The organism is Rhodoferax sp. GW821-FHT09E07, from assembly GCF_059416145.1.
Window position 1 is genome coordinate 249,617 of the sequence record NZ_JBWKOP010000001.1, and the last position, 25,117, is coordinate 274,733.

The following is a 25,117-nucleotide window of genomic DNA, read 5'->3' on the forward strand; positions in this document are numbered from 1 at the left end:
TTAGATGCCCTGCTTCAGCGAAGCCTGGATGAACACATCCAGATCCCCGTCCAGCACCTTTTGGGTGGCCGAAACTTCGACGTTGGTGCGCAGGTCCTTGATACGGCTGTTGTCCAGCACGTAGCTGCGGATCTGGTGGCCCCAGCCCACATCGGTCTTGGTGTCTTCCAGCTTTTGCTGTGCCTCTTGCTGCTTGCGCAGCTCAAAGTCATACAGGCGGCTGCGCAGGCGCTTCCACGCCACGTCGCGGTTGCTGTGTTGGCTGCGGCCGTCCTGGCACTGCACCACGATGCCAGTGGGAATGTGCGTCAGGCGCACGGCCGAGTCGGTCTTGTTGATGTGCTGGCCGCCGGCGCCAGACGCGCGGAAGGTGTCGGTGCGCACATCGCTGGGGTTGATCTCGATCTCGATGGAGTCATCAATCTCGGGGTAGACGAACACGGACGCGAACGAGGTGTGGCGGCCGCCCGAGCTGTCGAACGGGCTTTTGCGCACCAGGCGGTGCACACCGGTCTCGGTGCGCAGCAGGCCAAAGGCGTATTCGCCTTCGATCTTGATGGTGGCGCCCTTGATGCCGGCGGTGTCACCGTCGGTGATGTCTTCCACCGTGGCGGTGAAGCCCTTGCGTTCGGCGTACTTCAGGTACTGGCGCAGCAGCATGCTGGCCCAGTCACACGCCTCGGTGCCACCGGCGCCGGCCTGGATGTCCAGGAAGCAGGGCAGGGGGTCGGCCGGGTTGTTGAACATGCGGCGGAATTCCAAGCCCTCGATGATGGTGGCCTGTTTGGCGGTTTCGGCTTCGATGGTGAGCAGGCCGGCTTCGTCGCCGTCTTCCTTGCTCATCTCGAACAACTCGGTGTTGTCGGCCAGATTGCTGGTCAGGTCATTCAGGGTGACGACCACGCCATCCAGCATCTTCTTTTCTTTGCCCAGCTCCTGGGCGCGTTTGGGGTCGTTCCAAACGGTGGGGTCTTCTAGCGATGCATTGACGGTGCGCAGGCGCTCGGCTTTGGCATCGTAGTCAAAGATACCCCCGAAGTTCTTGGGTCCTGGCGGTCAGGTCTGCCAGGGTGGTGCCGATAAGGTTGACGCGCTCTGCTTCGATCATGGTGTTCTCGTTCTGCGGAAAGGGAAAACCTCGATTTTCTCATGCTTGGCGCGCCCCGCGCCCCGCGCCAGCCCTAGCGGCCGAACAGGCCCTTGAGCACATTGCCCAGACCGGGCACGCCCGGCACGGCAAGCAGCAGCGATTTGTTGGACTGGGAATCGTCCGTTGCCTCGGGCTTGGCGGGCGCTGCGGCGCGGCCGTTGGCCGAGCCATCCAGTGGCAGGGTGGCCACACTCTTCACGCGCACACGGGCCGCCCAGTCGGGCGCCCAGGGCACTTTTTTGTCAGTGGGGCGGGGCGGGTGGGCCAGATTCAGCTCCTGGCCATAGGCAATGCCTTGCACCATGGCGCCGTTCACTTTGGCAAAAATGCCGGCCGGAATGGCGCACTGGGTCTGGCTGGTGGGCAGCAGGGTCTTGTCGGCCAGCCATTTGTCCAGGTTGGGGGTGCTCAGGTAGTCCATCAGGCCCCAGCCAGGTTCGGGTGTTTCGGCCGAGCTCCACAGCACCATCTCCCCATCGCTGCCGCCCATGGCGTTCAGAAAATAGGCGCGCGCCTGCGGCTGGGCTGGCCAGGCCACGCTGGTGGCGTTGGCGCCGCCGCCTGTGGCGGCCAGGGCCAGCGGTGGCATGAAGTCTTGCACCTGGCCAATACCAAATTGCAGGCTGGCGGGGATGCCGTCGCCCGTCACCTTGTGGTCGCCCACCAGGGATGCGCCCTTGGGCACCTGCTGCTTGTTTTGCGGGTTGGGCCAGATGGCGTTGCCTGGGGCGGCCGTGGCGCCGCGCTCGCGCGTGGCACGCCCGCGCATGAACTGGGCGTAGTCCTCGGCCTTGGCGGTGGCAAAGTCCAGCACCTTGGGCTGGCCGGCGCGCACGGTGTCGCCACAGCCCCAGTACAGCAGGATGCGGCCTTTGGGCTGCTCGGGCACGCCGTCTTCGGTGTCACGGCCCTGGGGCGTGCCCTTGCTGGCCACGGGTTCGGGCGGCAGCAGGGTCAGGCTGGCGCCCAAGTTCAGGCCCGGCGGAATGGTTTGGGTGGCGATGGTGCCCGCGGGCTTGCGCTGGGTGGTGACCGCAATGTCCAGCCAGCGGCCGGGCATCATGCCCTTGGTGGCGCCAAAGCTGTTGTCGCCCATGCCCTTCACACCCGCTATGCTGGCTGCGAGGCCGCCCATGGCGCCCATGTTGGGCAGCTCGTCCATGTCGGCCATGCGCATGGTGGCCACGTCCATCCAGTACTGGGCCACTGGAGGCTTCACGACCTGCGTTTGTGCATGGCTGGCAGCGGCGCCAATGGCCACCAGAACGGCGGCGGCAATGAGGCTGGGGCGGTGACTGGCTGGCATGGGGTCTCCTGGTGCAAGGGGCTCTCAGCCAACCATTATGAGGCGCCTAGGCGATAAAGCGCTCGATCAGCCGGGCCAGCACCTCGGGTTGGTCGTGGTGCATCATGTGTCCGGCGTCTTCAATGCGGGCAATCTCCACATTCGGCACCACCTGCAGGCGCTCGTGGTACTGGGCCAGGGTGTACTTGCCTTTCCACCACAGGTCCAGGCTGTTGTCCGAGGCTTCCACCGCCAGCACGGGCATGGTGAGGCGCCTGTAGATCTCCTGCACCTCGTCTACACGGTACAGCTGCGCGTTGGTCACCTTGTGCGCCGCATCGCCCTGAATCACCCACTTGCCATCCGCCGTTTCGGCAGCCCAGTGGCGGGCCAGCCAGTCGGCCTTGTCCTGGCCCAGGCGCGGGTTGGTTTTCATGAGGCGGCGGGCCACGCCGTCGGCGCTGTCGTAGGCCTTCAGGTCCATCTCGCCGGCGTGCAGCTTCTTCAGCTCGTCCATCCAGGTGGCAAAGCGGCCAGGCGCTTGTGCGGGAATGGTGGCGGGCATGCCAAAGCCTTCCAGGTTCACCAGGCGGCGGATGCGTTCGGGGCGCACACCGCTGTACAGCATCACCACATTGCCACCCATGCTGTGGCCTACCAGGTTGACCTGCTGGCCCGGCGCGTAGTGGTCCAGCAGAAAGTCCAGATCAGCCAGGTAGTCGGGGTACCAGTAGTTGTCGGTGCCGGGGGCCTGGGTCTTGCCATAGCCGCGCCAGTCGGGGGCGATGATGTAGTGGTCCTGCGCCAGGGCGTCCACCACAAACTGGTAGCTGGCGGCAACGTCCATCCAGCCATGCACCATGACCAACGGAGTCTTGCCAGGCGCGGGCTGGCCCCAGACCTGGACGTGGTAGGTGAGATTACGGATGGGGACGAATTCGCTTCGGCAGGCTCTTTTGACTTGGTACATTCACCGAATCATAAGGAGACACGGCATGCCAGTCAGTCAACGCAGAGACAAGACCACCCCCGCCTTGCCCCCCGGCTACGCCGCACTGCACGCGGGCTTTGGCTGGCAGGTGCCCGAGTTCTTCAACATGGCGCAGGCCTGCTGTGGCCGCTGGGCGCAGCAGTCGGATGCTACTAAAAGAATAGCTGTTCGTGCATATTCCATGGGGGCTAGCAGCACTTTTCATACCTATGCCGAGCTGCAGGAGCAGGCCAACCGCCTGTCCAACGCGCTTCACCAGCTGGGCGTGCAGCGTGGGGACCGCGTGGGCATTGTGCTGCCGCAGCGGTTTGAGACTGCGGTGGCCTACATGGCGGTGCTGCAGCTGGGCGCTGTGGCCATGCCGCTCTCCATGCTGTTTGGGCCCGAGGCGCTGCAGTACCGCCTGCACGACAGCGAGGCCGTGGTGGCCATTTGCGACGCTACCGCAATGGACGCGCTGAACAGCGTGCGTGACGACTGCCCACTGCTTCGCACCGTCATCGGCGTGGGGGCGGCCGCCGCCACCCGCGGCGCCGATCTCAACTACGCCGCCGCGCTGGCCAAGGCGCCCCAGCACTTCACGGCGGTGGACACGCGCGCCGACGAGGCCGCCGTGCTTATTTACACCAGCGGCACCACAGGCAACCCCAAGGGCGCGCTGATTCCGCACCGCGCGCTCATTGGCAACCTGCCGGGCTTTGTGGCCAGCCACAACTGGTTTGGCTTCAACGGCAAAGACAACAAACGCTCCAACGCCGTGTTCTGGTCCCCGGCCGACTGGGCCTGGACCGGCGGGCTCATGGACGCGCTGCTGCCCAGCTTGTACTTCGGTCGGCCCATCGTGGCCTACAACGGGCGCTTCAGCCCGCAGACGGCACTCGAATTGATGCGCGACTGCGGCGTAACGCACACCTTCCTGTTTCCCACCGCGCTCAAGGCCATGATGAAGGCCTACCCCGGCGAGGGCGGCGTGGGAGGCAAGACCGTGCGCCAGCAGTTCAAGCTCAAGCTCGACGCCATCATGAGCGCGGGCGAGGCGGTGGGCGACGCGGTGTTTGGCTACTGCGAGCTGCAGCTGGGCGTGACGCCCAACGAGATGTTTGGCCAGACCGAGATGAACTACATCGTGGGCAATTCCAGCCGCCACTGGCCCGCCAAGGGCGGCAGCATGGGCATGGGCTACCCCGGCCACCGCGTTGCCGTGATCGATGACGACGGCAACGAGTGTGCGGTGGGCGTGCCCGGTGATGTGGCGTTAAATCGGTTTGACGTGCACGGCCACCCGGACCCCATCTTTTTCCTGGGCTACTGGAAAAACCCCGCCGCCACGGCCGCCAAGTTCACCGGCGACTGGTGCCGCACGGGTGACCTGGCGGTGCGCGATGCCGAGGGCTACCTCTGGTACCAGGGCCGCAGCGACGATGTGTTCAAGGCCGCGGGCTACCGCATTGGCCCGGGCGAGATTGAGAACTGCCTGGTCAAGCACCCGGCCGTCATCAACGCCGCCGTGGTGCCCAAGCCCGACGCCGAGCGCGGCGCGCTGGTCAAGGCCTACGTCGTCATTGCTCCTGATTTCATAGCTGCCTGCGCAGGAGATACGGGGGCTATAGCCCAATTGCATGCCAAACTCACGCTGGAGCTGCAGGCCCACGTGAAAGGCCAGCTGGCACCCTACGAGTACCCCAAAGAGATCGAATTTGTGGATGCTCTGCCCATGACCACCACCGGCAAGGTGCAGCGTCGCGTGCTGCGCCTGCAAGAGGAGGCGCGCTATGCAGCTGCCCGCGCTTGACGCCACGTTCAGGCCCACGCTGCTTCGGCGCATCAGCTGGCTGAGCTGGGGCAAGTGGCTGCCATGGCCCTTGTTGGTATTGGGGCTGCTTGCGGCCCGCCCCTGGCGCAACGTGTTTATCGTATTGATGGTGATGGGCGTCTTTGGGTGCGTGGTGCTGTACCTGGCCTTGCAGGCCTGGGAGCTGAGTCTGCGCCGCCAGTTTGTGCGCGAGGCGCCGCTGCCGCGCTTTCTGGGCGCCAAGCTCATGGCGCAGTACCCGCAGCTCAGCGCGCGCGACACCGAGCTGGTGCTGCACGGTCTGCGCCAGTTCTTTATCGCCTACCTGCGCAGCAAGCGCCAGTTTGTGGCCATGCCGTCCAAGGTGGTGGACGCGGCCTGGCACGAGTTCATCCTGCACACACGCGGCTACCAGCAGTGGTGCGATGCTGCGTTTGGCAGCCTGCTGCACCACAGCCCGGCCGAGGTGCTGGGCCGCGACCCCAAGCGCAACAGCGGCCTGCGCCGCGCCTGGTTCTGGGCCTGCAAGGAAGAGAGCATCAACCCAGGCGCGCCCACGCGCCTGCCGCTGCTGTTTGCGCTGGACAAGAAGTTCGCCATTGCGGGCGGTTTCACCTATGTGCCCAACTGCCGCGACATCGACAACAAGGCTGCTTCCGACGCCTACTGCGGCACCAGCTTCAGCGATGGCGGCGGTGGCGGATGTGGGGGCGGGGGCGATGGGGCGTCCGACGGCTTCAGCTTCAGCTCCGACAGCAGTTCGGACAGTGGCTGTGGCGGTGACAGTGGATGCGGGGGAGGCTGTGGTGGCGACTAGGTCTTTCACTCCGCGCTAACATCCTTCGATTCGCCTTTTCTTCACCCCATTTTCTGAGTAGATCCCGCATGAAAACCGTTCAACTTGGCTCCAGCGACCTGCACGTCACCCCCATCTGCCTGGGCACCATGGTGTTTGGCGAACAGGTGGACGAACCCACTTCCCACGCCATCCTCAGCCACGCGCTGGAACGTGGCATCAACTTCATCGACACGGCCGAGATGTATGCCGTGCCACCGCGCGCCGAAACCTTCAACCTGACCGAAAAAATCATCGGTAACTGGATCAAAAAGAACCCCGCAGTCCGCGAAAAGCTGGTCATCGCCACCAAAGTGGCCGGCCCTTCGCGCGGCATGCCCTGGGTACGCAATGGCAGCAGTAACCTGACGGCTGAAGACATCGTGGCGGCGTGTGAGGGCAGCCTCAAGCGCATGAACATCGAGACCATCGACCTGTACCAGATCCACTGGCCCGTGCGCCACGTGCCCATGTTCGGCGGCATGTACTACGACCCCAAGAACGAAAACGTGGGTGGCAGCAGCATTGAAGTGCAGCTGCGCGCCATGGACACGCTGGTGAAAGCGGGCAAAGTCCGCGCCATCGGCCTGTCCAACGAAACGTCCTACGGCGTGCACGAGTTTGTGCGCCTGGCCGAGCAGCACGGCCTGCCGCGCATTGCCTCGGTGCAAAACAACTACGGCCTGCTGGCCCGCACCGTGGAAAACGGCCTGGACGAAACCCTGCACCGCCTGGGTGTGTCGTTGCTGCCGTATTCGCCGCTGGCCTTTGGCCTGCTGACCGGCAAGTACGACGAAACTGGTTTGACCGGCGAAGGCGCGCCCAAAGACGCGCGCCTGGGCAAGTTCGAGTCCACCCGCAAGCAGCGCTGGGGCCGCCCCGATGCGCTCAAGGCCGCGCGCCGCTACAACGCGCTGGCCAAGGAGCACGGCCTGACCCCCACGCAGCTGGCCCTGGCCTTCTGCTACACCAAATGGCAAGTCGCCAGCACCATCATCGGCGTGCGCACGCTGGAGCAGTTGGACGAAAACATCAACGCCTGGGGCACCACGCTGTCCGCCGAGCTGCTGACGCAAATCGACGCCATCCGCTGGGAGATTCGCGATCCAGCGGTGTGACAAACGTCACTTGCGAGCGCTGCTGCAAATGTAGGGTTTCGCAAAGTAGCCTGCGCACAAATAGAACGACACTTTGGTATCCCTTATCTCGACAAGATTGCGACGCAAGTCATACTGGGTTGCAATTCGAACGGACTGATTGCTACTGTTCTGAACGGTAGCCCAAAGTGTTTTTCCGTACTTCGTATCCTTCGAGATACCCACCAAGTCTCCAACGATCAACTTTGGAGGTGATTGGTCCCAAATAATGTTGAGTGTGGACTGTGTGGTGTTTCCGATGGCAAATACGGCGATACAGAAGGCAATCGCGACAATCCATTTGCTTGGATTCGCGACCAACGACAGTACGACCAATAGACATGTTGCCAACATGCCGAAGTACAAGAGGCGCATCGTGGAACTTGTCGTTCTATCACCGCTTACGGAACTCAGAAACTCTATGGTTTGGTTGTTCGGAATCACTAGGTTGGCAATGTTGTTGCCAAACAGGGCGCAACAAACCAGAGCTATCGTGGCAATTTGAAATGTGCTCAAAGAGCTATGGGCCGGCAGTACTTTGAGTTTCATTTGTCGCGGAGTATCGTCCAAGTAGCAATGCCGCTGCAAACGGATTTTGCTTCACCTGCCGCCCGCCAAGTCGTACGAAAATACGCCCTTATGGCCAAAAAAGACCACGTCTCTGAAACCCCCGCGACCCAACTGCTGAAGGCGAACAAGATCGCCTTCACCGAGCATCCCTACGAGTACCTGGAGCATGGCGGTGCGCAGCACAGTGCCGAGGTGTTGGGGTTTGATCCGTTCACGGTGGTGAAGACCTTGATCATGCAAGACCAGGACGCCAAGCCGCTGGTGGTGCTGATGCATGGCAACCGCAAGGTGTCCACCAAAAACCTGGCGCGGCAGATTGGGGCCAAATCGGTAGAGCCCTGCGCACCCGAGGTAGCCAACCGGCACAGTGGCTACCTGGTGGGCGGCACCTCGCCGTTTGGCACGCGCAAGACCATGCCCGTCTACATCGAATCCACCATTCTGGAGCTGCCCCGCATCTGCATCAATGGCGGGCGGCGTGGCTACCTGGTGGGGATAGACCCTAGTGTTTGCGTCCAGTTGCTGGGCGCCAAGCAGGTACAGTGCGCACTGGACGATTGACCCGCGCACCGCGCATGGACTGGAGACTGGTTTGAATTCTGTTGCAGCTTTTTACCCCGCCCTGGCAGCGCTGGCGGGCTACCTGGTGGGCTCGCTCTCGTTTGCCGTGATCGTGAGCCGTGTGATGGGCCTGAACGATCCGCGCACCTATGGCAGCAAAAACCCCGGCGCCACCAATGTGCTGCGCTCGGGCTCCAAGGCCGCCGCCATCGTGACGCTGCTGCTGGATGCCCTGAAGGGCTGGCTGCCGGTGATGGCTGTGGCCTGGTGGGGCAAGCCGTATGGGCTGGAAGAAGGCACCATGGCCCTGGTGGGGCTGGCCGCGTTTCTGGGCCACCTGTACCCCGTGTTCTTCCGCTTTGTGGGCGGCAAAGGCGTGGCCACGGCCATGGGCGTGATTGTGGCCACCAGCGGCTGGCTGGGGCTGGCCGTGGGGCTGACCTGGCTGATCATTGCGTACGCGTTCCGCTACTCGTCGCTGGCCTCGCTGGTGGCGGCGGTGTTTGCCCCGGTGTACTACGCGTTTGGTGACGGTGTGGCCTGGGCCATGGACAAGAGCCTGCTGCTGTCCACCATCGTGATGTCGCTGCTGCTGATCTGGCGCCATTCGGAAAACATCTCGCGCCTCATCAAGGGCACCGAGTCCAAGCTCGGCAGCAAGAAGAAGGCCTGAGCCTTCAGCCGCGCAGGCTCAGGCCAGCGCGTGGCTGCCCAGCTGCAGGATGTGGAAGTGGTTGAGCGGCGAGCGCACCGCCGCCGATGGCAGGGCCGAGCGGATGCGCGGATACGCCTCTGCCGTGCTGTGCAGGCGCGGGCTGGGCTCCAGTTCGCCACCGGGCTTGCCCACCACCACCACAAAGGGTTGGTTGTTCTTGTGGCTGCGCCGCACCACCACAGCCAGCTCGTCGTTGTCCAGCCGCACATAGGTGCCGGGTGGGCACAGGCCCACGGCGCGCACCAGGGCGTGGCCAATTTCATCTACTGACGAGGTGGCCCGGGTCATGATGGAGCGGGCCGATTCAATCGCACTGCGGCCCGAACGTGATTTACGCGGGCTGATCATGGCCGCATAGCGGTCCACCACCATGAGGATGCGCGTAAGCCGCACTGCAGTGGAGGCCGTGCGCAGGTCTTCCTTGTCCAGGCTCTCGTCGTGGTGGCTGGAGACGATGTCCAGCCAGTCGTCATCCCCCACGCCCAGGTTGGCCAGCATCATCGCGCCCTTGATGGTATGGGCGCGGATGGCGTCTTGCTGCTGCGGGCTGGGCTTTTCCACCTGGGTGGCCAGCTCGTCCTGCAGGGCCGTCATGGCAATGTTCATGGTCAGCGCGGCATGCACCAGGCTGTTGCGCTCCTTCAGGGGCAGGTTTTGCTCGGTGGCCACCAGGTGGCACAGCACGCCGCACACCAGCGCGTGGGAAGCGCTGTAGCCTACTGGCGAGTTGCTGGCCAGCTGGAACAGCAGGTACAGGCCCACATCGGGGTCGCGCTGCAGCAGGCCCTGCATCCAACGGTCGTACTGCAGCACGCGGTGCGCAAATTGCTGGGTGTTGCCTGGGTTGCTGAGGATGATGCCCAGGCCACTCTCCAGGTCCGACCATTGACCCAGCAGGTCCTCGTATTCGTTTTCGTCGCGGACTTTCATGGCCAGGCCTAGAAGCGTCTCTCCAGCACCATCTGGTCGTTGTTGCGGTTCATCTGGAAGCGGCTCAGAAAGCTATTGCCCAGCAGCACATACGGCATGTTGCCGGGCGAAACGATGGCATCCACGCCGGTCACCAGCACATCGCCCAGCCGCACGGAATCCAGCGTGACACGCCAGCCCTGGGCCGTACCGTTGGCAGTACCCAGTTGCACAGTCTGGCCGTTTTGGTAGTTCAGGCCGATGCGCTTGGCATCGCTCACGCTCATGGAGACAGACGTTGCCCCCGTGTCCACCATGAACTGCACAATGCGGCCGTTGATCTGGCCTTCGCTCATGAAATGCCCGCCGGGGCCTGCTGTCAACACCACGCGCGCACCGCTGAGCTGCTGGCCCGCACTGTCGCCCACGCTGGCGGGCGCATCGCCCACGCGCAGCGTTTGGCGCTTGCCGCCCAGGTCCAGCGTGACCTGCTCGCCCTGGATGGCCAGCACTTTCACGCCCTTGTAGGTATCACCCACGGCCACCGCCTTGGGGAAGCCGCCGTCCACAATCAGCAGCGCCTTGCTGCCCAACACGCCGTTGATGGCCACGGTCTGGCCCCAGGCGCTGTGCGCCAGGAGCAGGCAGGCCACTGCAAGGAGGGGGCGGAGGGCGGAGGCCATCAGTCGCGGAAGTTGTCGAAGCTCAGGGGAATGTCGGTCACGTCCTTGCGGATCAGGGCCATGGCGGCCTGCAGGTCGTCGCGCTTGGCGCCGGTGATGCGCACTTTTTCTTCCTGGATGGCGGCCTGCACCTTGAGCTTGCTGTCCTTCATCAGGCGCTGGATTTTCTTGGCCAGCTCGCTCTCAATGCCGTTGCGCACCTTGATGACGACCTTGACCTTGTCGCCGCCCATTTTTTGCACATCGCCGCGGTCCAGAAAGCGCACATCCACTTCCTGCTTGGTCAGTTTGTTGCGCAGCACGTCTTCAATCTGGTCGAGCTGGAACTCGGCATCCCCGATCAGGGTGATTTCCTTGTCCTTGATCTCGATCTTGGCGGACGTGCCCTTGAAGTCGAAGCGGGTGGTGATTTCCTTGACGGTGTTTTCCACACCGTTTTTCACCTTGACCAGGTTGGCTTCGCAGACGGTATCAAAAGAGGGCATACGGGACTCGAAATGGCAGTGAGACAATCCTGCCATGTTAGTCGAGAAAAACGTTCCCCTGCAGGCCTACAACACCTTTCGCATCGTCGCCAAGGCGCATGCGCTGGCGCGCATCGCCAGTGAGGCCGACCTGCAAGCCCTGCTGGCCGACCCCGAGTGGGGCCCCGCCCCGAAGTTTGTGCTGGGCGGGGGTAGCAACATCGTGCTGACGGGCGACGTGAAGCCCCTGGTGCTGAAGGTGGAGGTGCCTGGCCGCCGCCTGGTGGCCGAGACCGACAAACACTATGTGGTGGAAGCCGGCGCCGGCGAACCCTGGCACGACTTTGTCACCTGGACCCTGGACCAGGGCTACCCCGGGCTGGAAAACATGGCGCTGATCCCCGGCACCGTGGGCGCATCCCCGGTGCAAAACGTGGGCGCCTACGGCGTGGAGCTGCAGGACCGGTTTGAATCGCTGGACGCCATCGACCTGCAAACCGGCCACGTCTTCACGCTGAACGCCGCCCAGTGCGCCTTTGGCTACCGCGATTCGGTGTTCAAGCACGGCGGCCCGCTGCCCACGGCGGGCGGGCAGTCCCTAGGCCTGAAAGACCGGGCTCTGATTCTGCGCGTGCGCTTTGCGCTGCCCAAGGTCTGGAAACCCGTGCTGGGCTATGCCGACCTGGAACGCAAGATGGCCGACACCGGCATTGCGCAGCCCGACGCGCGCCAGATTTACAACTGGGTGTGCGAGGTGCGCCGCTCCAAGCTGCCCGACCCCGCCGTCATCGGCAACGCTGGCAGCTTCTTCAAGAACCCTACCGTGACGCCCGAGCAGTGCGCCGACATCATCGCCCGCGACCCCAAGGTGGTGCACTACCGCATGGACGACGGCTCGGTGAAGCTGGCCGCCGGCTGGCTCATCGACTCCTGCGGCTGGAAAGGCAAGAGCGTGGGCCAGGCCGGCGTGTACGAGCGCCAGGCCCTGGTGCTGGTGAACCGTGGCGCTGGCGTGGACGGCAACGGCGCCACCGGCGGCGAGGTCATGACCCTGGCCAAGGCCATTCAGACCAGCGTGTACGAGCGCTTTGGCATCCGGCTGGAGCCCGAGCCGGTGGTGGTGTAAAGACACCGCAAAGTTTTCCGGGGTAGCCTTGCTTCCCCGATTTAAAGGGACTACCGTTATCTCCGTGTCTTTGCAGAAATGGAGGTTGTCATGTCTGCCTTTGCACCTATCGAACACGCCGGCTACTGCGCCCGTGTCAGCACCGAACGCAAAACCACACACCGCTGGCGCGCTGCTGTGTGCATAGAGCGCGGTGCCGAGTTCACCCGCCTGAAAGCCGAGACCGCCCCACGCCGTGCGGTGCCCAACGACTTTCCGAGTGAAGAGCAGGCAGTTCTGGCAGCGTATGACTATGCGCGGAGCTTGATTGATGAAGGGCGGGTATGAGGGAGAGCCTTTAGGACTCCAGCCGGCGCCCAGAGGTACTATGCTTTTGATAGCTGCTAGCGCATATTCCAGGAGGGTTACGGGCCAATTTGGCTTGTAAAGAACTGGTGCCCACGGTTTTCGGTCCGTCCGGCTCTTCTATTCAAGCCCGCTTTCATACTTGCGCCTTAAATTAAAGATTGTTTTAATGTGACTTGGCTCCATTAAAGATATCTTTCAAACCATGCGCACCACTGGCACCTACGCTATCTCCACTACGCTGGGCGAGTCCGTACAGGCATTTGTGCCGCACTCGCTGCCGCCGGCCAAGCCCGTGCTGGCACCCGAGTGTTATGTGGAGGCCAACCGTGCGGCAGAACTGGCGTTGGCCCGCCTGTCTGGCGTGGCCGGGCTGGTGCCCTCGGTGGATTGGCTGCTCTACAGCTCCATCCGCAAAGAGGCGCTGCTGACCTCGCAGATCGAAGGCACCCAGGCCACGCTGGCAGACCTGTTTGACGAAGAAGCGGGCTTCGCGGTGAGCAACACCGACGACGTGGAAGAGGTCACCAACTACCTGCGTGCCTTCCGGCTGGTGCAAGCACAGCTGCGTGACCCGGCAGGTCTGCCCTTGAGCGTGCGCCTGCTGTGTGATGCGCACCGGCTGCTGCTGGATGGCGCCCGCGGCAATGGCAAACAACCGGGCGAGCTGCGCCGCTCGCAAAACTGGATTGGCGGCACGCGGCCTGGCAACGCCGTGTTTGTACCGCCACCGCCCGAGCGAGTGCCTGCGTTGCTGGCAGACCTGGAGCGCTTCATCCACGACGAAAGCCAGGCCTTGCCACCGCTGGTGAAGGTCGCACTCATCCACCAGCAGTTTGAGACTATTCACCCGTATCTGGATGGCAACGGCCGCATTGGCCGCTTGCTGATTGCCGCGTTGCTGGAGCATTGGCACCTGCTGCCAGAGCCCTTGATGTACCTCAGCGGCTACCTCAAGCAACACCAAGCCGAGTACTACCGTCGCCTGTCCAACGTGCGCCTGGAAGGCGATTGGGAAGGCTGGATTGCTTTCTTTCTGGAAGGTGTGACCGTGGCAGCTCAGGAGGCTGAGCGCAACATTGTGGCCATCGCCACGCTGCTGGCAACCGACCGCCGTGCCTTGCTGGCCGCGCCCAGAGCCGGGCCCAGCAGCTACCGTCTGTTTGAAATGCTACCCATGATGCCGCGCTTCACCATCGACCAAGTCCGTCAGAGGCTGGCCACCAGCTTCCCTACCGCCACGGCGGCGGTGAAGGTGCTGGAAGATTTGGGTGTCGTTACCGAGTTAACCGGGCAGAAGAAGAACCGCAGCTACAGTTACACCGCTTACATTGCGCTGCTGGCTGAATAAGAAATTTGAGAGGGAGTTGAAAACCTATGCCAATCCCAAAATACGACGACCTATTTAATCCACTACTGCAGGCAGTACGAAACTTGGGTGGATCAGCGTCTGTTGCGGAACAAGAAGACGAAGTCGCAACGATTCTGAAATTGACGGAAGCTGAGGTCTCGGAAATCCATCGTGGCAATCGCACGAAACTCAGCTACAGATTGGCTTGGGCCAGAAATTACTTGAAACGCTACGGGGCTCTCGATAACTCTTCTAGAGGGGTTTGGGCTCTAACGAGTGAAGGACAAAAACACCATACTTTGAACAAAGACCTAGTCAAAAAGTTTGTTCAGTCCCTAGACCGAGATCTAGTAAGCAGTGGCAGTGAGGTTGATCATGTCGATGTGTCAGAAGAGCTCAAAGAAATTGACTGGGAAGACAAGCTGCTAGCGGTCATTAAAGCAATGCAACCGGATGCTTTTGAACGCTTGTGCCAGCGTCTCCTTCGGGAGTCAGGATTTATTCAAGTTGAAGTGACCGGGAAAACAAATGATGGAGGCATAGACGGAAAAGGTGTTGTCCGCATTGGCGGGCTCCTATCTTTTCATGTGATTTTTCAATGCAAGAGATACCAAGGTAGCGTGTCCTCACCAACCGTTCGAGATTTCCGAGGAGCGATGGTTGGCCGCGCTGACAAAGGGTTGTTAATCACAACTGGCACGTTTACAAAAGATGCGAGGACTGAGGCGCAACGAGACGGTGCACCGCCAATTGATCTTATCGACGGCGAGGCCTTGGTGGAAAAGCTAAAAGAATTGCGAATTGGAGTTCAGATCAAAGAGCGCGTAGTTGAAGAAGTTCTCATTGATGAGGCCTATTTCAAAAACGTTTAGTCACTTCGACAAATAACAAAGCCCGCAGATGCGGGCTTTGTGTTTTTAAGAATTTGGCTGACTATTTCCCAAGCTTCAAGAAGTCATCCCCCTTACCCAACTCCAGCAGCCCGGCGTTGGAATACACCTGCAGCTTGGCGCGGGTGTCGGTGATGTCCAGGTTGCGCATGGTGAGTTGGCCGATGCGGTCCAGCGGGCTGAACGGCGCGTCTTCCACCTTCTCCATGCTCAGGCGCTCGGGCGCGTAGGTCAGGTTGGGTGACTCGGTGTTCAGCAGCGAGTAGTCATTGCCGCGGCGCAGTTCCAGGGTCACGGTGCCGGTGATGGCCTTGGCCACCCAGCGCTGGGCGGTCTCGCGCAGCATGATGGCCTGGCTGTCGAACCAGCGGCCTTGGTACAGCAGGCGGCCCAGCTTGCGGCCGTTTTCGCGGTATTGCTCGATGGTGTCTTCGTTGTGGATGCCGGTGACCAGGCGCTCGTAGGCGATGAACAGCAGCGCTAGGCCGGGGGCTTCGTAGATGCCGCGGCTCTTGGCTTCGATGATGCGGTTTTCGATCTGGTCGCTCATGCCCAGGCCGTGGCGGCCGCCGATTTCGTTGGCCTTCAGGATCAGGCTCACCAGGTCGGGGTACTGCACGCCGTTCAGGGCGACGGGGCGGCCTTCTTCAAAGGTCACGCTCACTTCTTCGGCCTTCACCACGCAGTCGTCACGCCAGAAGGGCACGCCCATGATGGGGTTGACGATCTTGATGCCGCTGTTCAGGAACTCCAGGTCCTTGGCTTCGTGGGTGGCGCCCAGCATGTTGCTGTCGGTGCTGTAGGCTTTTTCGGCGCTCATCTTGTAGCCAAAGCCATTGGCGGTGATGAAGGCGGACATTTCAGAACGGCCGCCCAGTTCGTCGATGAACTGCTGGTCCAGCCAGGGCTTGTAGATCTTCAGTGCGGGGTTGGTCAGCAGGCCGTAGCGGTAGAAGCGCTCGATGTCGTTGCCCTTGAACGTGGAGCCATCGCCCCAGATGTTCACATCGTCCTGCTTCATGGCGGTCACCAGCATGGTGCCGGTCACGGCGCGGCCCAGCGGTGTGGTGTTGAAGTAGGTGTTGCCAGCAGTGGTGATGTGGAAGGCGCCGGATTGCAGCGCGGCAATGCCTTCAGCGGCCAGCTGCGGGCGGCAGTCCACCAAACGTGCCTTGATGGCGCCGTATTCCATGGCCTTCTTGGGGATCTCGTCGTAGTCGGCCTCGTCGGGCTGGCCCAGGTTGGCCGTGTAGGCGTAGGGCAGGGCGCCCTTTTGCTTCATCCACAACAGGGCGGCGCTGGTGTCCAGGCCGCCGGAGAAGGCGATGCCGACCTTTTGGCCGACGGGGATGTTTTGCAGAATGGTGTTTGACATGAAATGTGCCTCTAGCCCGCGTGGAATATGCGCAAGCAGCTATGAAAATGGGAGCAGATGGATCTGCCTGGATTAACCGAAATGGCAGATGTAGTGGTAAGCCTCAAAGCCCTCGGTCACGCGGATCTGGAACTTGGCGTTGCCGGGCACGCTGAACTTCTGGCCTTCGCCGCTGGTGACCCAGGCGTCGGTGCCGTCCAGCTTGTAGTCGCAGCTGCCGCCCACGCATTCCATGATCTCGGGGGCGCCGGTGTTGAAGGTCAGCGTGGCGGGCAAGATCACGCCCACCGACTTCTTGGTGCCGTCGGCCAGGGTGAAGCCGTGGCTCACGCACTTGCCGTCGAAGTAGACATTGGCCTTGGTGGTGACGGAAACGTTGTCGAAGTGGGTGGTGGTCATGGTGCTGGGCAAAAAGTAATGGAAATAAGGGCCCGGCACGCCAGGCACCGGGCAACCCGCGATTTTACGGGAGGCGGGCCGCAAAGGTCGCGTCGCTGAAGCCGACGGTCACCGTGCCGTCGCCCCAGACGACCACGGGCCGCTTGATGACGCTGCTGTGTTCCTGCATCACGGCGATGGCCGAGGGCGCGTCCACCATGCGGGTTTGGGTGGCCTCGTCCAGCTTGCGCCAGGTGGGGCCGCGGCGGTTGATCAGGATGTCCAGGCCCGCCGTGGCAATCCAGCCGGGCAGCAGGGCGGTGGGCACGCCCTGCTTTTTGAAGTCATGAAACTGGTAGTCCACACCGTGCTGGGTGAGCCAGTCACGGGCTTTTTTGACGGTGTCGCAGTTGGGAATGCCGTAGAGGGTGATCATGGGAGCTATTTTGCACTCGCCCGCAGCCGCAGATCAGGTGGGTTGGGCGTTCTGCGTAGGTCAAAGAGGAGGCCGAAGGCCGGGGGACACGAAGCAGAACGTCTAACCCGCCTGATCCGAAGGAAAACACAGCCCTGCGACAATCCAACCCAATGGAAACAACACCCAATACGCTACAAGACTGGCTCGCCCACTGCGAGCGCCTGCACCCCAAGGGCATCAACGGCATCGAACTGGGCCTGGACCGTGTGCGCGCCGTCGCCCAGCGGCTGAACCTGAAGTTTGACTGCCCTGTCATCACCGTGGCCGGCACCAACGGCAAAGGTTCCACCTGCGCAATGCTCGAATCGATATTGGGCCAGGCGGGCTACAAGACCGGGGTGTACACATCGCCCCACCTGGTGCACTTTGAAGAGCGTATGCGCCTGAACGGCGAGACTGCACCTGCTAGCAAATTTGTAGCTGCCTTTGCAGACGTGGAGAGGGCTAGACTGGGAAATGACGGTCAAAGTGGCCCAGAAATCGCGCTCACTTACTTTGAATTCACCACCCTGGGCATCTTGCTGGCCTTGTCCCGCGAAGGGCTGGACGTGGTGATTCTGGAAGTCGGCCTGGGCGGGCGGCTGGACGCCGTCAACATCATCGACACCGACTGCGCTGTCATCACTAGCATCGACCTGGACCACATGGAGCTGCTGGGTAACACCCGCGAGGCCATTGGCTTCGAGAAGGCCGGCATCATGCGCACCGGCCGCCCGGTCATCGTCAGCGACCCTGTGCCGCCCCAAAGCGTGCTGGACCGGGCGCTGGAAGTGGGCGCTGACCTGTGGCGCGTGGGCGCCGACTTCAATGTGTCCGGCGACAAGCAGCAATGGGGCTGGGCGGGGCGGGGCCGGCGCTACAGCGGCTTGGCCTACCCGGCGCTGCGGGGTGCCAACCAGTTGGTCAACGCGTCCGGCGTGCTGGCCGCGCTGACCGCCTTGCGTGAAAAGCTGCCCGTCACGGCCCAGGCCGTGCGCGTGGGCCTGGCGCTGGTGGAGCTGCCGGGGCGTTTTCAGATCATTCCGGGTCAGCCCACGCTGGTGCTGGACGTGGCGCACAACCCGCATTCGGTGGCTGCGCTGGCAGCCAACCTGGACGCCATGGGCTTTTACCCCACCACCCACGCCATTTTTGGCGCCATGGCCGACAAAGACCTAGCCCCCATGCTGGCCCGGGTGGCGCCGCTAATGGACCGCTGGTATTTCACCGATTTGCCGTCGCCCCGGGCCGCGTCGGGTGCTGACTTGCAGGCCCAGTGGAGCGCCCACAATACGCGCAAAGACGCCTCCGCCCAGGCCTTTGCCGACCCCATGCAGGCCCTGCAGGCGGCCATCGCCGCGGCAGACCCCGCTGATAGAATCGTGGTCTTCGGATCGTTCTACACCGTGGGTGGTGTCTTGCAGCAGGGCACGCCCAGGTTGCACGCCAAACACTTCCCGCCCCAAGCCACCTGAACCGTCACCCCATCCATGGCCTTTTTCAAGTTTCGCAAAGGCGGCGACGAGCAGCCCACCCCACCCACCGCCGCCGAGAGCGTGGAGGCCATGCGCAAGCGCGCACGGCACCGGTTGATTGGGGCTGCGGTACTCGTGTTGCTGGGCGTTATTGGTTTCCCGCTGCTGTTTGACAGCCAGCCGCGCCCCATTGCGGTGGACATCCCCATCGAAATTCCCGACAAAGCCAAGGTGCGCCCCTTGGGCACCCCGCAAGTGCCGGTGAGCAGCGGCACACCGTCGCAAGTCAGCGCTGGCGCCATTGAGGGCGAAACGCCCGCACCCGTGGCCTCGGCACCCGCCAAGCCCGAGCCCAAACCCGAAGCGAAGCCTGCCCCCAAGCCAGAGCCCAAGGCGGAAACCATCATCACCGAGTCCAAGCCGGTACCCAAGCCAGACGCCAAGTCCGCGGCCAAGGTGGAAGCCAAGCCCGAACCCAAACCCGCAGCGCCGGCTGAAAAGCCCGCCGCCAAGGTGACCGAAGCCGCCAAGGCCCAGGCCCTGCTGGATGGCAAGCCAGCGGCCGCGGCCGCGGCCAAGCCCGCCGAGAAAAAGGCGGATGCGTCGGACGGCCGCTTTGTGGTGCAGGTAGGCGCCTATGTGGAAGCCGCCAAGCTGCGTGAAGCGCGCCAGAAGGTGGAGTCGCTGGGCTTCAAGACCTACACCCAGGTGGTGGGCACCAAGGACGCGCAGCGCACCCGCGTGCGCATCGGCCCCTTTGCCAACAAGGCCGAGGCGCAAAAGGCGGCCGACAAGATTAAAAAACTGAGCCTGCCTGCGGCCATCTTGGAACTGTAAGCAACGGCCTCACATGCCCACCTTGGACTGGATATTTCTGGCGGTGCTGCTTCTGTCCATGGTGGTGGGGGCATGGCGTGGGCTGGTCTACGAAGTGTTGTCGGTGCTGACCTGGGGCGTGGCGTTTGTGCTGGCCCAGTGGTTTGCGCCGGACGCCGCGGGCTGGTTGCCCATGGGCAATGCAGCAGAGTCCGTGCGCTATGCGGCGGGCTTTGTGCTGGTGTTCGTGCTGTCGATCTTTGCGGGCAGCCTGGTGGCATTCCTGATCAAGAAATTGGTGGCGGCGGTGGGGCTGCGGCCCGCCGACCGGCTGATGGGCGCAGGCTTTGGCCTGGTGCGCGGCGTGGTGCTGTTGTTGGCTGTGACGGTGGTGGTGGGCATGACGCCGCTGCACACCGGCACCTGGTGGCAGGAAGCCACCGGCCCCAAGGTCACCAGCGTGGTGCTGGGCGGCCTCAAGCCCCTGCTGCCTGAAGAGTTTGGCAAGTATTTACCTTGAGTGAGTGAAACCCTATGTGTGGAATCGTTGGCGTTGTTAGCAATGCACCTGTAAACCAGCTCATCTATGACGCCTTGCTGCTGCTACAGCACCGCGGCCAGGACGCAGCCGGCATCGTCACCCAGCAGGAGCGCAAGTTCTTCATGCACAAGGCCAAGGGCATGGTGAAGGACGTGTTCCGCACGCGCAACATGCGCAGCTTGCTGGGCAACTGCGGCTTGGGTCAGGTGCGTTACCCCACGGCGGGCAATGCCTTCAGCGAAGAAGAGGCGCAGCCCTTCTACGTGAACGCGCCCTTTGGCATCGTGCTGGTGCACAACGGCAACCTGACCAACGCCCACGCCCTGAAGGCCGAGCTGTTCAACACCGACCACCGCCACATCAATACCGAGAGCGATTCCGAAGTGCTGCTCAACGTGCTGGCGCACGAGATTGAAAAAACCACGCGCGGCCTGCCGCTGCAACCCCTGGACATCTTTGCCGCAGTGCGCAATGTGCACAAGCGCGTGAAGGGTTCGTACGCGGTGATCGCGCTGATCGCCGGCCACGGCGTGCTGGCCTTCCGCGACCCCTACGGCATCCGCCCGCTTTGCATGGGCAAGAACGGCGATGGCAATGTGATGCTGGCCAGCGAGTCGGTGACGCTGGAGGGCACGGGCTTCCAGTTCGACCGCAATGTGAACCCCGGCGAGGCCGTGTTCGTGGATCTGAACGGCAAGGTGCATGCCGAGCAGTGCGCGGAGTCGCCCACGCTCAAGCCCTGCATTTTTGAATTTGTTTACCTGGCCCGCCCGGACTCGGTCATGGACGGCATCTCGGTCTACCAGGCCCGCTTGAATTTGGGCGAGACGCTGGCCAAGCGCGTCATCTCCACCGTGCCGCCCAACGAGATCGATGTGGTCATCCCCATCCCCGAATCCAGCCGCCCCAGCGCCGCGCAATTGGCCCAGTTGCTGGGCCTGCCGTACCGCGAAGGCTTTGTGAAGAACCGCTATGTGGGCCGCACCTTCATCATGCCCGGCCAGGGCGTGCGCAAGAAGTCGGTGCGCCAGAAGCTCAACGTGATTGCCAGCGAATTCAAGGGTCGCAACGTGCTGCTGGTGGACGACTCCATCGTGCGCGGCACCACCAGCCGCGAGATCGTGCAGATGGCGCGTGACGCCGGTGCACGCAAGGTCTACCTGGCCAGCGCCGCGCCGCCCGTGCGCTACCCCAACGTCTACGGCATCGACATGCCCACCAGCAGCGAGCTGGTGGCACACAACCGCACGGTGGAGCAGGTGCGCGAAATCATTGGCTGCGACGCACTGATCTACCAGGACGTGGACGGCATGAAGAAGGCCATTGGCTCGCTGAGCACCAAGCTGGCGGGTTTTGATGCGTCATGCTTCGACGGCATCTACGTCACCGGCGATATCTCGTCCGATGACATCGAACGCCTGAACGAAAAGCGCGTGGGCGGTGAAGAAAGCCAGGAAGATACCTCACGCCTGGCCCTGCCCAACCACGCGGACTGAACCATGGCCCACAGCAAATTACCTGACAACCTGCACCTGGACACCCTGGCCGTACGTACCGCCGTGGAGCGCAGCCAGTACGGCGAAAACTCCGAAGCCCTGTACCTCACCAGCGGCTACGTGCAGTCCAGCGCTGCCTCCAGCGCTGCCCGCTTTGCCATGGAGGAAGAGGGCTTCACCTACTCGCGCGTGGGCAACCCCACGGTCAGCAGCATGGAGATGCGACTGGCTGCGCTGGAAGGCACCGAGGCCGCCATTGCCACGTCGTCCGGTATGTCCGCCGTTTTGCTGTTGGGCATGGCTCTGCTCAAGGCGGGCGACCATGTGATCTGTTCACAGTCGGTGTTCGGTTCGGTCATTCCCATGTTCAGCCGCGAGTTTGCGAAATTTGGCGTGGAAACCACCTTTGTGCCGCAAACCGATCTCGCCGCGTGGAAGGCCGCCGTGCGCCCCACCACCAGGCTGCTGTTTGCCGAGACGCCCACCAACCCACTGACCGAGGTGTGCGACATCCAGGCGCTGGCCGATGTGGCGCACAACGCGGGCGCCTTCCTGGCCGTGGACAACTGCTTTGCCACGCCCGTGCTGCAGCGCCCCGCGCGCATGGGCGCGGATTTCATCATCCACTCGGGCACCAAGTTCCTGGACGGCCAGGGCCGTGTGATGGCGGGTGCCATCTGCTGCACGCAAAAGCAGCGCGACGAACTCTTCCTGCCCGTCATCCGCACAGCCGGCATGGTGCTGGCGCCGTTCAATGCCTGGGTGCTGCTCAAGGGCATGGAAACCCTGGCGTTGCGCGTGAAGGCGCAGTCTGAAAACACCCTCGCCGTTGCCAAGTGGCTGGAAGCCCAGCCGCAGGTGGCCCGCGTGTTCTACCCCGGCCTGCCCAGCCACCCGCAGCACGAGCTGGCCATGCGCCAGCAGTCGGGGCAGGGCGGTGCGGTGCTGTCGTTTGAAGTGAAGGCGACGGATGGGGACGCCGCGCGCAAGAACGCTTTCCATGTACTGGACAGCATGCAAGTGCTCTCGCTGTGCACCAACCTGGGGGACACCAAAACGCTGGCGGCCCATCCTGCCAGCACCTCGCATGGTCGCCTGAGTGAGGCGCAACGCCAATTGGCTGGCATTGGCCAAGGCCTGATCCGCGTGGCCGTGGGCCTGGAACATTTTGATGACATCACCGCCGATCTGGCGCGTGGTCTGAACACCCTGTGAACATGAGCAAAATTCGCACGCGCATCGCGCCTTCTCCCACCGGTTTTCTGCACCTCGGTACCGCGCGCACGGCGTTGTATTCATGGGCCTATGCACGCCACTTTGGTGGTGAGTTTGTGCTGCGCATTGAAGACACTGATGTCGCCCGTTCCACGCAAGATTCGGTCGACCAGATCCTGGCCTCCATGCGCTGGTTGGGTCTGGAATACGACGAAGGGCCGGTCTACCAGATGCAACGCCTGGACCGCTACAAAGCCGTGGTGGACCAACTGATTGCCGAGGGCAAGGCCTACTACTGCTACAGCACACCCGAAGAACTGGACGCGGTGCGCGAAGCCAAAAAGGCGCGTGGTGAGAAAGCGCTGTACGACGGGACCTGGCGCCCCGCGCCCGGCAAGACCCTGCCGCCCGTGCCGGAAGGCGTCAAGCCTGTGGTGCGCTTTTGCAATCCGCCCGACGGCGATGTGACCTGGAACGACTTGGTCAAGGGCCCCATCACCATCAGCAACCGCGAGATCGACGACCTCATCATCGTGCGCACCGATGGCATCCCCACCTACAACTTTGCGGTGGTGGTGGATGACTGGGACATGCAGATCAGCCATGTGTTCCGCGGTGACGAGCACATCAACAACACGCCCTGGCAGATCAATATCTTCCACGCGTTGGGCGCAACGTTGCCACAGTTCGGCCACTGCCCCGTCATCCTGGGCGACGATGGCCAGAAGCTGTCGAAGCGCCGCGGGGCTGTCAGCGTCACGGCCTACGAAGAGGGCGGCTACCTGCCTGAAGCCATGCTCAACTACCTGGCCCGCCTGGGTTGGAGCCATGGCGATGACGAGCTGTTCACACGCGACCAACTGGTGAGCTGGTTTGACGGCACGCACCTGAACAAGAGCCCCGCGCAATGGGACCCGGCCAAGCTGCTGTGGGTCAACGCGCAGTACATCAAACAGGCCGACAACGCGCGCCTGGCCGCGCTGGTGGCTGCGCAGTTGGTCAAGCAAGGCATCAGTTTGTCGGAAGACGTCATTGCTTCCCACTTGCCGCAGGTCTGCGGATTGCTCAAAGACCGCTGCGACACCACCGTGGCCTTGGCCACCTGGGCCGCCAAGTTTTACAGCGACGTTGCGGTGGATGCCGCGGAGAAGGCGCAGCACGTGACCGATGCGGTGTTGCCTGCCATTGCCTTGCTGAAAGACAAGCTGGCGACGTGCGTCTGGGACAAGGCCAGCATTGCCGCGGTGATCAAGGAAGTGCTGGCTGCGAATGGTTTGAAGATGCCGCAACTGGCGATGCCCGTGCGTGTGCTGGTGATGGGTACGGCGCAGACGCCATCGCTGGATGCAGTGCTCGAATTGAGCGGAAGAGAAAAAGTTATTGCCAGACTTGCCAGAGGCTGAAAAACTTGTATATAATTTGAGGCTCGGAAGATAAGAACACTGCAAAACAATCGTTAGCAAAGTTCTTAGGATTAGGGGGTATAGCTCAGCTGGGAGAGCGCTTGCATGGCATGCAAGAGGTCAGCGGTTCGATCCCGCTTACCTCCACCAAATCTTCTGAAACGGACAAGTTCCAAGGTTTTGACCCTATCGTCTAGAGGCCTAGGACATCACCCTTTCACGGTGAGTACCGGGGTTCGAATCCCCGTAGGGTCGCCAAGTTTTTAGCGCAAGCTAAGACGGCACAAGTTGATAACACTTGGCTCGCAAGAGTGAACGTTGTCTACCAGGAGTGGTAGTTCAGTTGGTTAGAATACCGGCCTGTCACGCCGGGGGTCGCGGGTTCGAGTCCCGTCCACTCCGCCAAATTGAAAAGCCCTTGCATGCAAATGCAAGGGCTTTTTCTTTGGCCATTTCCGGGGCGCAACATGTACTCCCGTTCTTCCTTCAACGCCAATGGTGGTGCCAGTCGCCGCCCCAGCCGTAGCCAAAGTGCAGGTTGACGGGTGGGTAGTAGGGCCGCGTGTAGTAGAGGGGGTACACCGGCTGCGACATCACAACCACGGGTGGTTGGGTGTAGACGGGCTGCGGCGGTGCCACGGCATACGCTGGCGCTACCTCTTGCTGCGGGCTGGCGCCCACGGGTGCGACAGACAGTTGGATGGTGGGGCCAGGGTCGTTGGGCATCTGCACCGAATACTGTCGGCCCGCATATTCGTAGACCACGTTGTAAGCCACCGTGCGGTTTTCGTAAAAGGTTTGGGTACCGCAGTTGTGTACGGTTTGTATCTGCGGCGCAGGGCTGCCCTCGATGCGGTCGCCCACGATGGCTCCACCAATCAGCCCAATCACCGTGGCCGCTGCCTGGCCAGAGCCGTGCCCAATGGCGTTGCCCATGGCACCACCTGCAATGGCGCCCATGGCTGCACCGGCGCCTGATTTTTGCGGCTGCACCGCCACTTGCTGGTTGGAGCACACCTGGCGTGGCACGGCCACCTGCTGCTGCACAGGCGTGGATGAGAGTACACGGCCCACGTCTTGCGGCTGGGTTTGCGCAAGGCACGCACCGCCCAAGGCCAGGACGGCAGAGGACACAAGGGTTTTGGCAAGGAATTTCAT

The 25,117-nt window shown here is 62.6% G+C and carries 26 protein-coding genes and 3 tRNA genes; 18 read left to right on the forward strand and 11 right to left on the reverse strand.

The genetic code is table 11. The features are described from left to right. The 3 genes from prfB to AC07OE_RS01250 all read right to left on the reverse strand — a co-directional run bounded on the left by prfB (position 1) and on the right by AC07OE_RS01250 (position 3,405). Positions 1–1,105, reverse strand: a protein-coding gene (prfB, locus tag AC07OE_RS01240; protein ID WP_310344824.1) for a peptide chain release factor 2 whose coding sequence is annotated in 2 segments (ribosomal slippage) — positions 1–1,023 and positions 1,025–1,105 — 1,104 coding nt in all. Because the reading frame shifts where the segments join, the coding sequence is not laid out codon by codon here. Between the two features lie 76 nt (positions 1,106–1,181). After that, positions 1,182–2,456 carry a hypothetical protein gene (locus AC07OE_RS01245; protein WP_495068747.1) on the reverse strand — a complete coding sequence of 425 codons (1,275 nt, stop codon included), beginning with the start codon at positions 2,454–2,456 and terminating at the stop codon, positions 1,182–1,184. Between the two features lie 46 nt (positions 2,457–2,502). After that, the gene (locus AC07OE_RS01250) at positions 2,503–3,405 is read right to left on the reverse strand and encodes an alpha/beta fold hydrolase (protein ID WP_495068748.1); all 903 of its coding nucleotides are present in this window, start codon (positions 3,403–3,405) and stop codon (positions 2,503–2,505) included. Positions 3,406–3,430: 25 nt separating this feature from the next. On the opposite strand from AC07OE_RS01250, the gene AC07OE_RS01255 reads away from it, so the two are divergent. From AC07OE_RS01255 to AC07OE_RS01265, 3 genes are all read left to right on the forward strand, one after another. Beyond that, positions 3,431–5,218 (forward strand): acetate--CoA ligase, encoded by a 1,788-nt coding sequence (locus AC07OE_RS01255; protein ID WP_495068749.1) that lies wholly within the window; start codon positions 3,431–3,433, stop codon positions 5,216–5,218. Beyond that, entirely contained in the window at positions 5,199–6,035 is an 837-nt protein-coding gene (locus tag AC07OE_RS01260; protein ID WP_495068750.1) for a glycine-rich domain-containing protein, read from the forward strand. The genes AC07OE_RS01255 and AC07OE_RS01260 overlap by 20 nt, the downstream gene beginning before the upstream one ends. A gap of 68 nt (positions 6,036–6,103) precedes the next feature. Further along, a complete protein-coding gene (locus AC07OE_RS01265; RefSeq protein ID WP_495068751.1) occupies positions 6,104–7,171 on the forward strand; it encodes an aldo/keto reductase in 1,068 nt (355 codons plus the stop codon). 6 nt (positions 7,172–7,177) lie between these two features. On the opposite strand, the gene AC07OE_RS01270 is transcribed toward AC07OE_RS01265, so the two are convergent. Continuing rightward, positions 7,178–7,738, reverse strand: a complete 561-nt coding sequence (locus AC07OE_RS01270; protein WP_495068752.1) for a hypothetical protein — start codon at positions 7,736–7,738, stop codon at positions 7,178–7,180. Positions 7,739–7,828: 90 nt separating this feature from the next. On the opposite strand from AC07OE_RS01270, the gene ybaK reads away from it, so the two are divergent. Both ybaK and plsY read left to right on the forward strand, forming a co-directional pair. Next, positions 7,829–8,320 (forward strand): Cys-tRNA(Pro) deacylase, encoded by a 492-nt coding sequence (gene ybaK / locus AC07OE_RS01275; protein ID WP_495068753.1) that lies wholly within the window; start codon positions 7,829–7,831, stop codon positions 8,318–8,320. A 31-nt stretch (positions 8,321–8,351) separates the two neighbouring features. Then, positions 8,352–8,993, forward strand: a complete 642-nt coding sequence (gene plsY / locus AC07OE_RS01280) for a glycerol-3-phosphate 1-O-acyltransferase PlsY (RefSeq protein ID WP_495068754.1) — start codon at positions 8,352–8,354, stop codon at positions 8,991–8,993. Between the two features lie 18 nt (positions 8,994–9,011). Here the strand turns inward: plsY and AC07OE_RS01285 are convergent, their stop codons facing one another. Genes AC07OE_RS01285 through AC07OE_RS01295 form a run of 3 tightly spaced genes read right to left on the reverse strand, consistent with a single transcriptional unit; the run spans position 9,012 to position 11,112 of the window. Further along, a complete protein-coding gene (locus AC07OE_RS01285) occupies positions 9,012–9,965 on the reverse strand; it encodes an HD-GYP domain-containing protein (protein WP_495068755.1) in 954 nt (317 codons plus the stop codon). A gap of 8 nt (positions 9,966–9,973) precedes the next feature. Beyond that, positions 9,974–10,627 (reverse strand): retropepsin-like aspartic protease family protein, encoded by a 654-nt coding sequence (locus AC07OE_RS01290; protein WP_495068756.1) that lies wholly within the window; start codon positions 10,625–10,627, stop codon positions 9,974–9,976. Beyond that, on the reverse strand, positions 10,627–11,112 hold the full coding sequence (locus tag AC07OE_RS01295) for a YajQ family cyclic di-GMP-binding protein (protein ID WP_310344497.1): 486 nt from the start codon (positions 11,110–11,112) through the stop codon (positions 10,627–10,629). Before AC07OE_RS01295 ends, AC07OE_RS01290 begins: the two co-directional genes overlap by 1 nt. A 34-nt stretch (positions 11,113–11,146) precedes the next feature. On the opposite strand from AC07OE_RS01295, the gene murB reads away from it, so the two are divergent. From murB to AC07OE_RS01315, 4 genes are all read left to right on the forward strand, one after another. Continuing rightward, entirely contained in the window at positions 11,147–12,217 is a 1,071-nt protein-coding gene (gene murB, locus AC07OE_RS01300) for a UDP-N-acetylmuramate dehydrogenase (protein WP_495068757.1), read from the forward strand. A gap of 90 nt (positions 12,218–12,307) precedes the next feature. Then, complete coding sequence (locus AC07OE_RS01305) at positions 12,308–12,544, forward strand: hypothetical protein (protein WP_495068758.1); 237 nt, start codon at positions 12,308–12,310, stop codon at positions 12,542–12,544. A 223-nt stretch (positions 12,545–12,767) separates the two neighbouring features. Further along, a complete protein-coding gene (locus AC07OE_RS01310) occupies positions 12,768–13,913 on the forward strand; it encodes a Fic family protein (RefSeq protein WP_495068759.1) in 1,146 nt (381 codons plus the stop codon). A 26-nt stretch (positions 13,914–13,939) separates the two neighbouring features. Then, a complete protein-coding gene (locus AC07OE_RS01315) occupies positions 13,940–14,785 on the forward strand; it encodes a restriction endonuclease (protein WP_495068760.1) in 846 nt (281 codons plus the stop codon). Between the two features lie 61 nt (positions 14,786–14,846). On the opposite strand, the gene argG is transcribed toward AC07OE_RS01315, so the two are convergent. The 3 genes from argG to AC07OE_RS01330 all read right to left on the reverse strand — a co-directional run bounded on the left by argG (position 14,847) and on the right by AC07OE_RS01330 (position 16,992). Beyond that, complete coding sequence (argG, locus tag AC07OE_RS01320) at positions 14,847–16,178, reverse strand: argininosuccinate synthase (protein ID WP_495068761.1); 1,332 nt, start codon at positions 16,176–16,178, stop codon at positions 14,847–14,849. Between the two features lie 72 nt (positions 16,179–16,250). Further along, the gene (gene ppnP / locus AC07OE_RS01325; RefSeq protein WP_310344513.1) at positions 16,251–16,577 is read right to left on the reverse strand and encodes a pyrimidine/purine nucleoside phosphorylase; all 327 of its coding nucleotides are present in this window, start codon (positions 16,575–16,577) and stop codon (positions 16,251–16,253) included. A gap of 64 nt (positions 16,578–16,641) precedes the next feature. Next, positions 16,642–16,992, reverse strand: coding sequence for an ArsC family reductase (locus tag AC07OE_RS01330; RefSeq protein ID WP_495068762.1), 351 nt, complete (start codon positions 16,990–16,992; stop codon positions 16,642–16,644). 152 nt (positions 16,993–17,144) lie between these two features. Between AC07OE_RS01330 and folC the strand changes: the two genes are divergently transcribed. The 9 genes from folC to AC07OE_RS01375 all read left to right on the forward strand — a co-directional run bounded on the left by folC (position 17,145) and on the right by AC07OE_RS01375 (position 24,364). Beyond that, on the forward strand, positions 17,145–18,488 hold the full coding sequence (gene folC, locus AC07OE_RS01335) for a bifunctional tetrahydrofolate synthase/dihydrofolate synthase (protein WP_495068763.1): 1,344 nt from the start codon (positions 17,145–17,147) through the stop codon (positions 18,486–18,488). Positions 18,489–18,503: 15 nt separating this feature from the next. Beyond that, positions 18,504–19,325, forward strand: a complete 822-nt coding sequence (locus AC07OE_RS01340) for an SPOR domain-containing protein (protein ID WP_495068764.1) — start codon at positions 18,504–18,506, stop codon at positions 19,323–19,325. Between the two features lie 13 nt (positions 19,326–19,338). After that, the gene (locus AC07OE_RS01345) at positions 19,339–19,824 is read left to right on the forward strand and encodes a CvpA family protein (protein WP_495068765.1); all 486 of its coding nucleotides are present in this window, start codon (positions 19,339–19,341) and stop codon (positions 19,822–19,824) included. Between the two features lie 14 nt (positions 19,825–19,838). Then, complete coding sequence (gene purF / locus AC07OE_RS01350; RefSeq protein WP_495068766.1) at positions 19,839–21,341, forward strand: amidophosphoribosyltransferase; 1,503 nt, start codon at positions 19,839–19,841, stop codon at positions 21,339–21,341. Positions 21,342–21,344: 3 nt separating this feature from the next. Continuing rightward, positions 21,345–22,556, forward strand: a complete 1,212-nt coding sequence (locus AC07OE_RS01355) for an O-succinylhomoserine sulfhydrylase (protein ID WP_495068767.1) — start codon at positions 21,345–21,347, stop codon at positions 22,554–22,556. A gap of 2 nt (positions 22,557–22,558) precedes the next feature. Further along, positions 22,559–23,959, forward strand: a complete 1,401-nt coding sequence (gene gltX, locus AC07OE_RS01360) for a glutamate--tRNA ligase (RefSeq protein ID WP_495068768.1) — start codon at positions 22,559–22,561, stop codon at positions 23,957–23,959. A gap of 74 nt (positions 23,960–24,033) precedes the next feature. Beyond that, positions 24,034–24,109 (forward strand) — tRNA-Ala (locus AC07OE_RS01365). A gap of 32 nt (positions 24,110–24,141) precedes the next feature. Next, positions 24,142–24,217 (forward strand) — tRNA-Glu (locus AC07OE_RS01370). A 70-nt stretch (positions 24,218–24,287) separates the two neighbouring features. Beyond that, positions 24,288–24,364: transfer RNA gene (locus AC07OE_RS01375), tRNA-Asp, on the forward strand. Positions 24,365–24,445: 81 nt separating this feature from the next. Here the strand turns inward: AC07OE_RS01375 and AC07OE_RS01380 are convergent. Continuing rightward, complete coding sequence (locus AC07OE_RS01380) at positions 24,446–25,117, reverse strand: glycine zipper 2TM domain-containing protein (RefSeq protein ID WP_495068769.1); 672 nt, start codon at positions 25,115–25,117, stop codon at positions 24,446–24,448.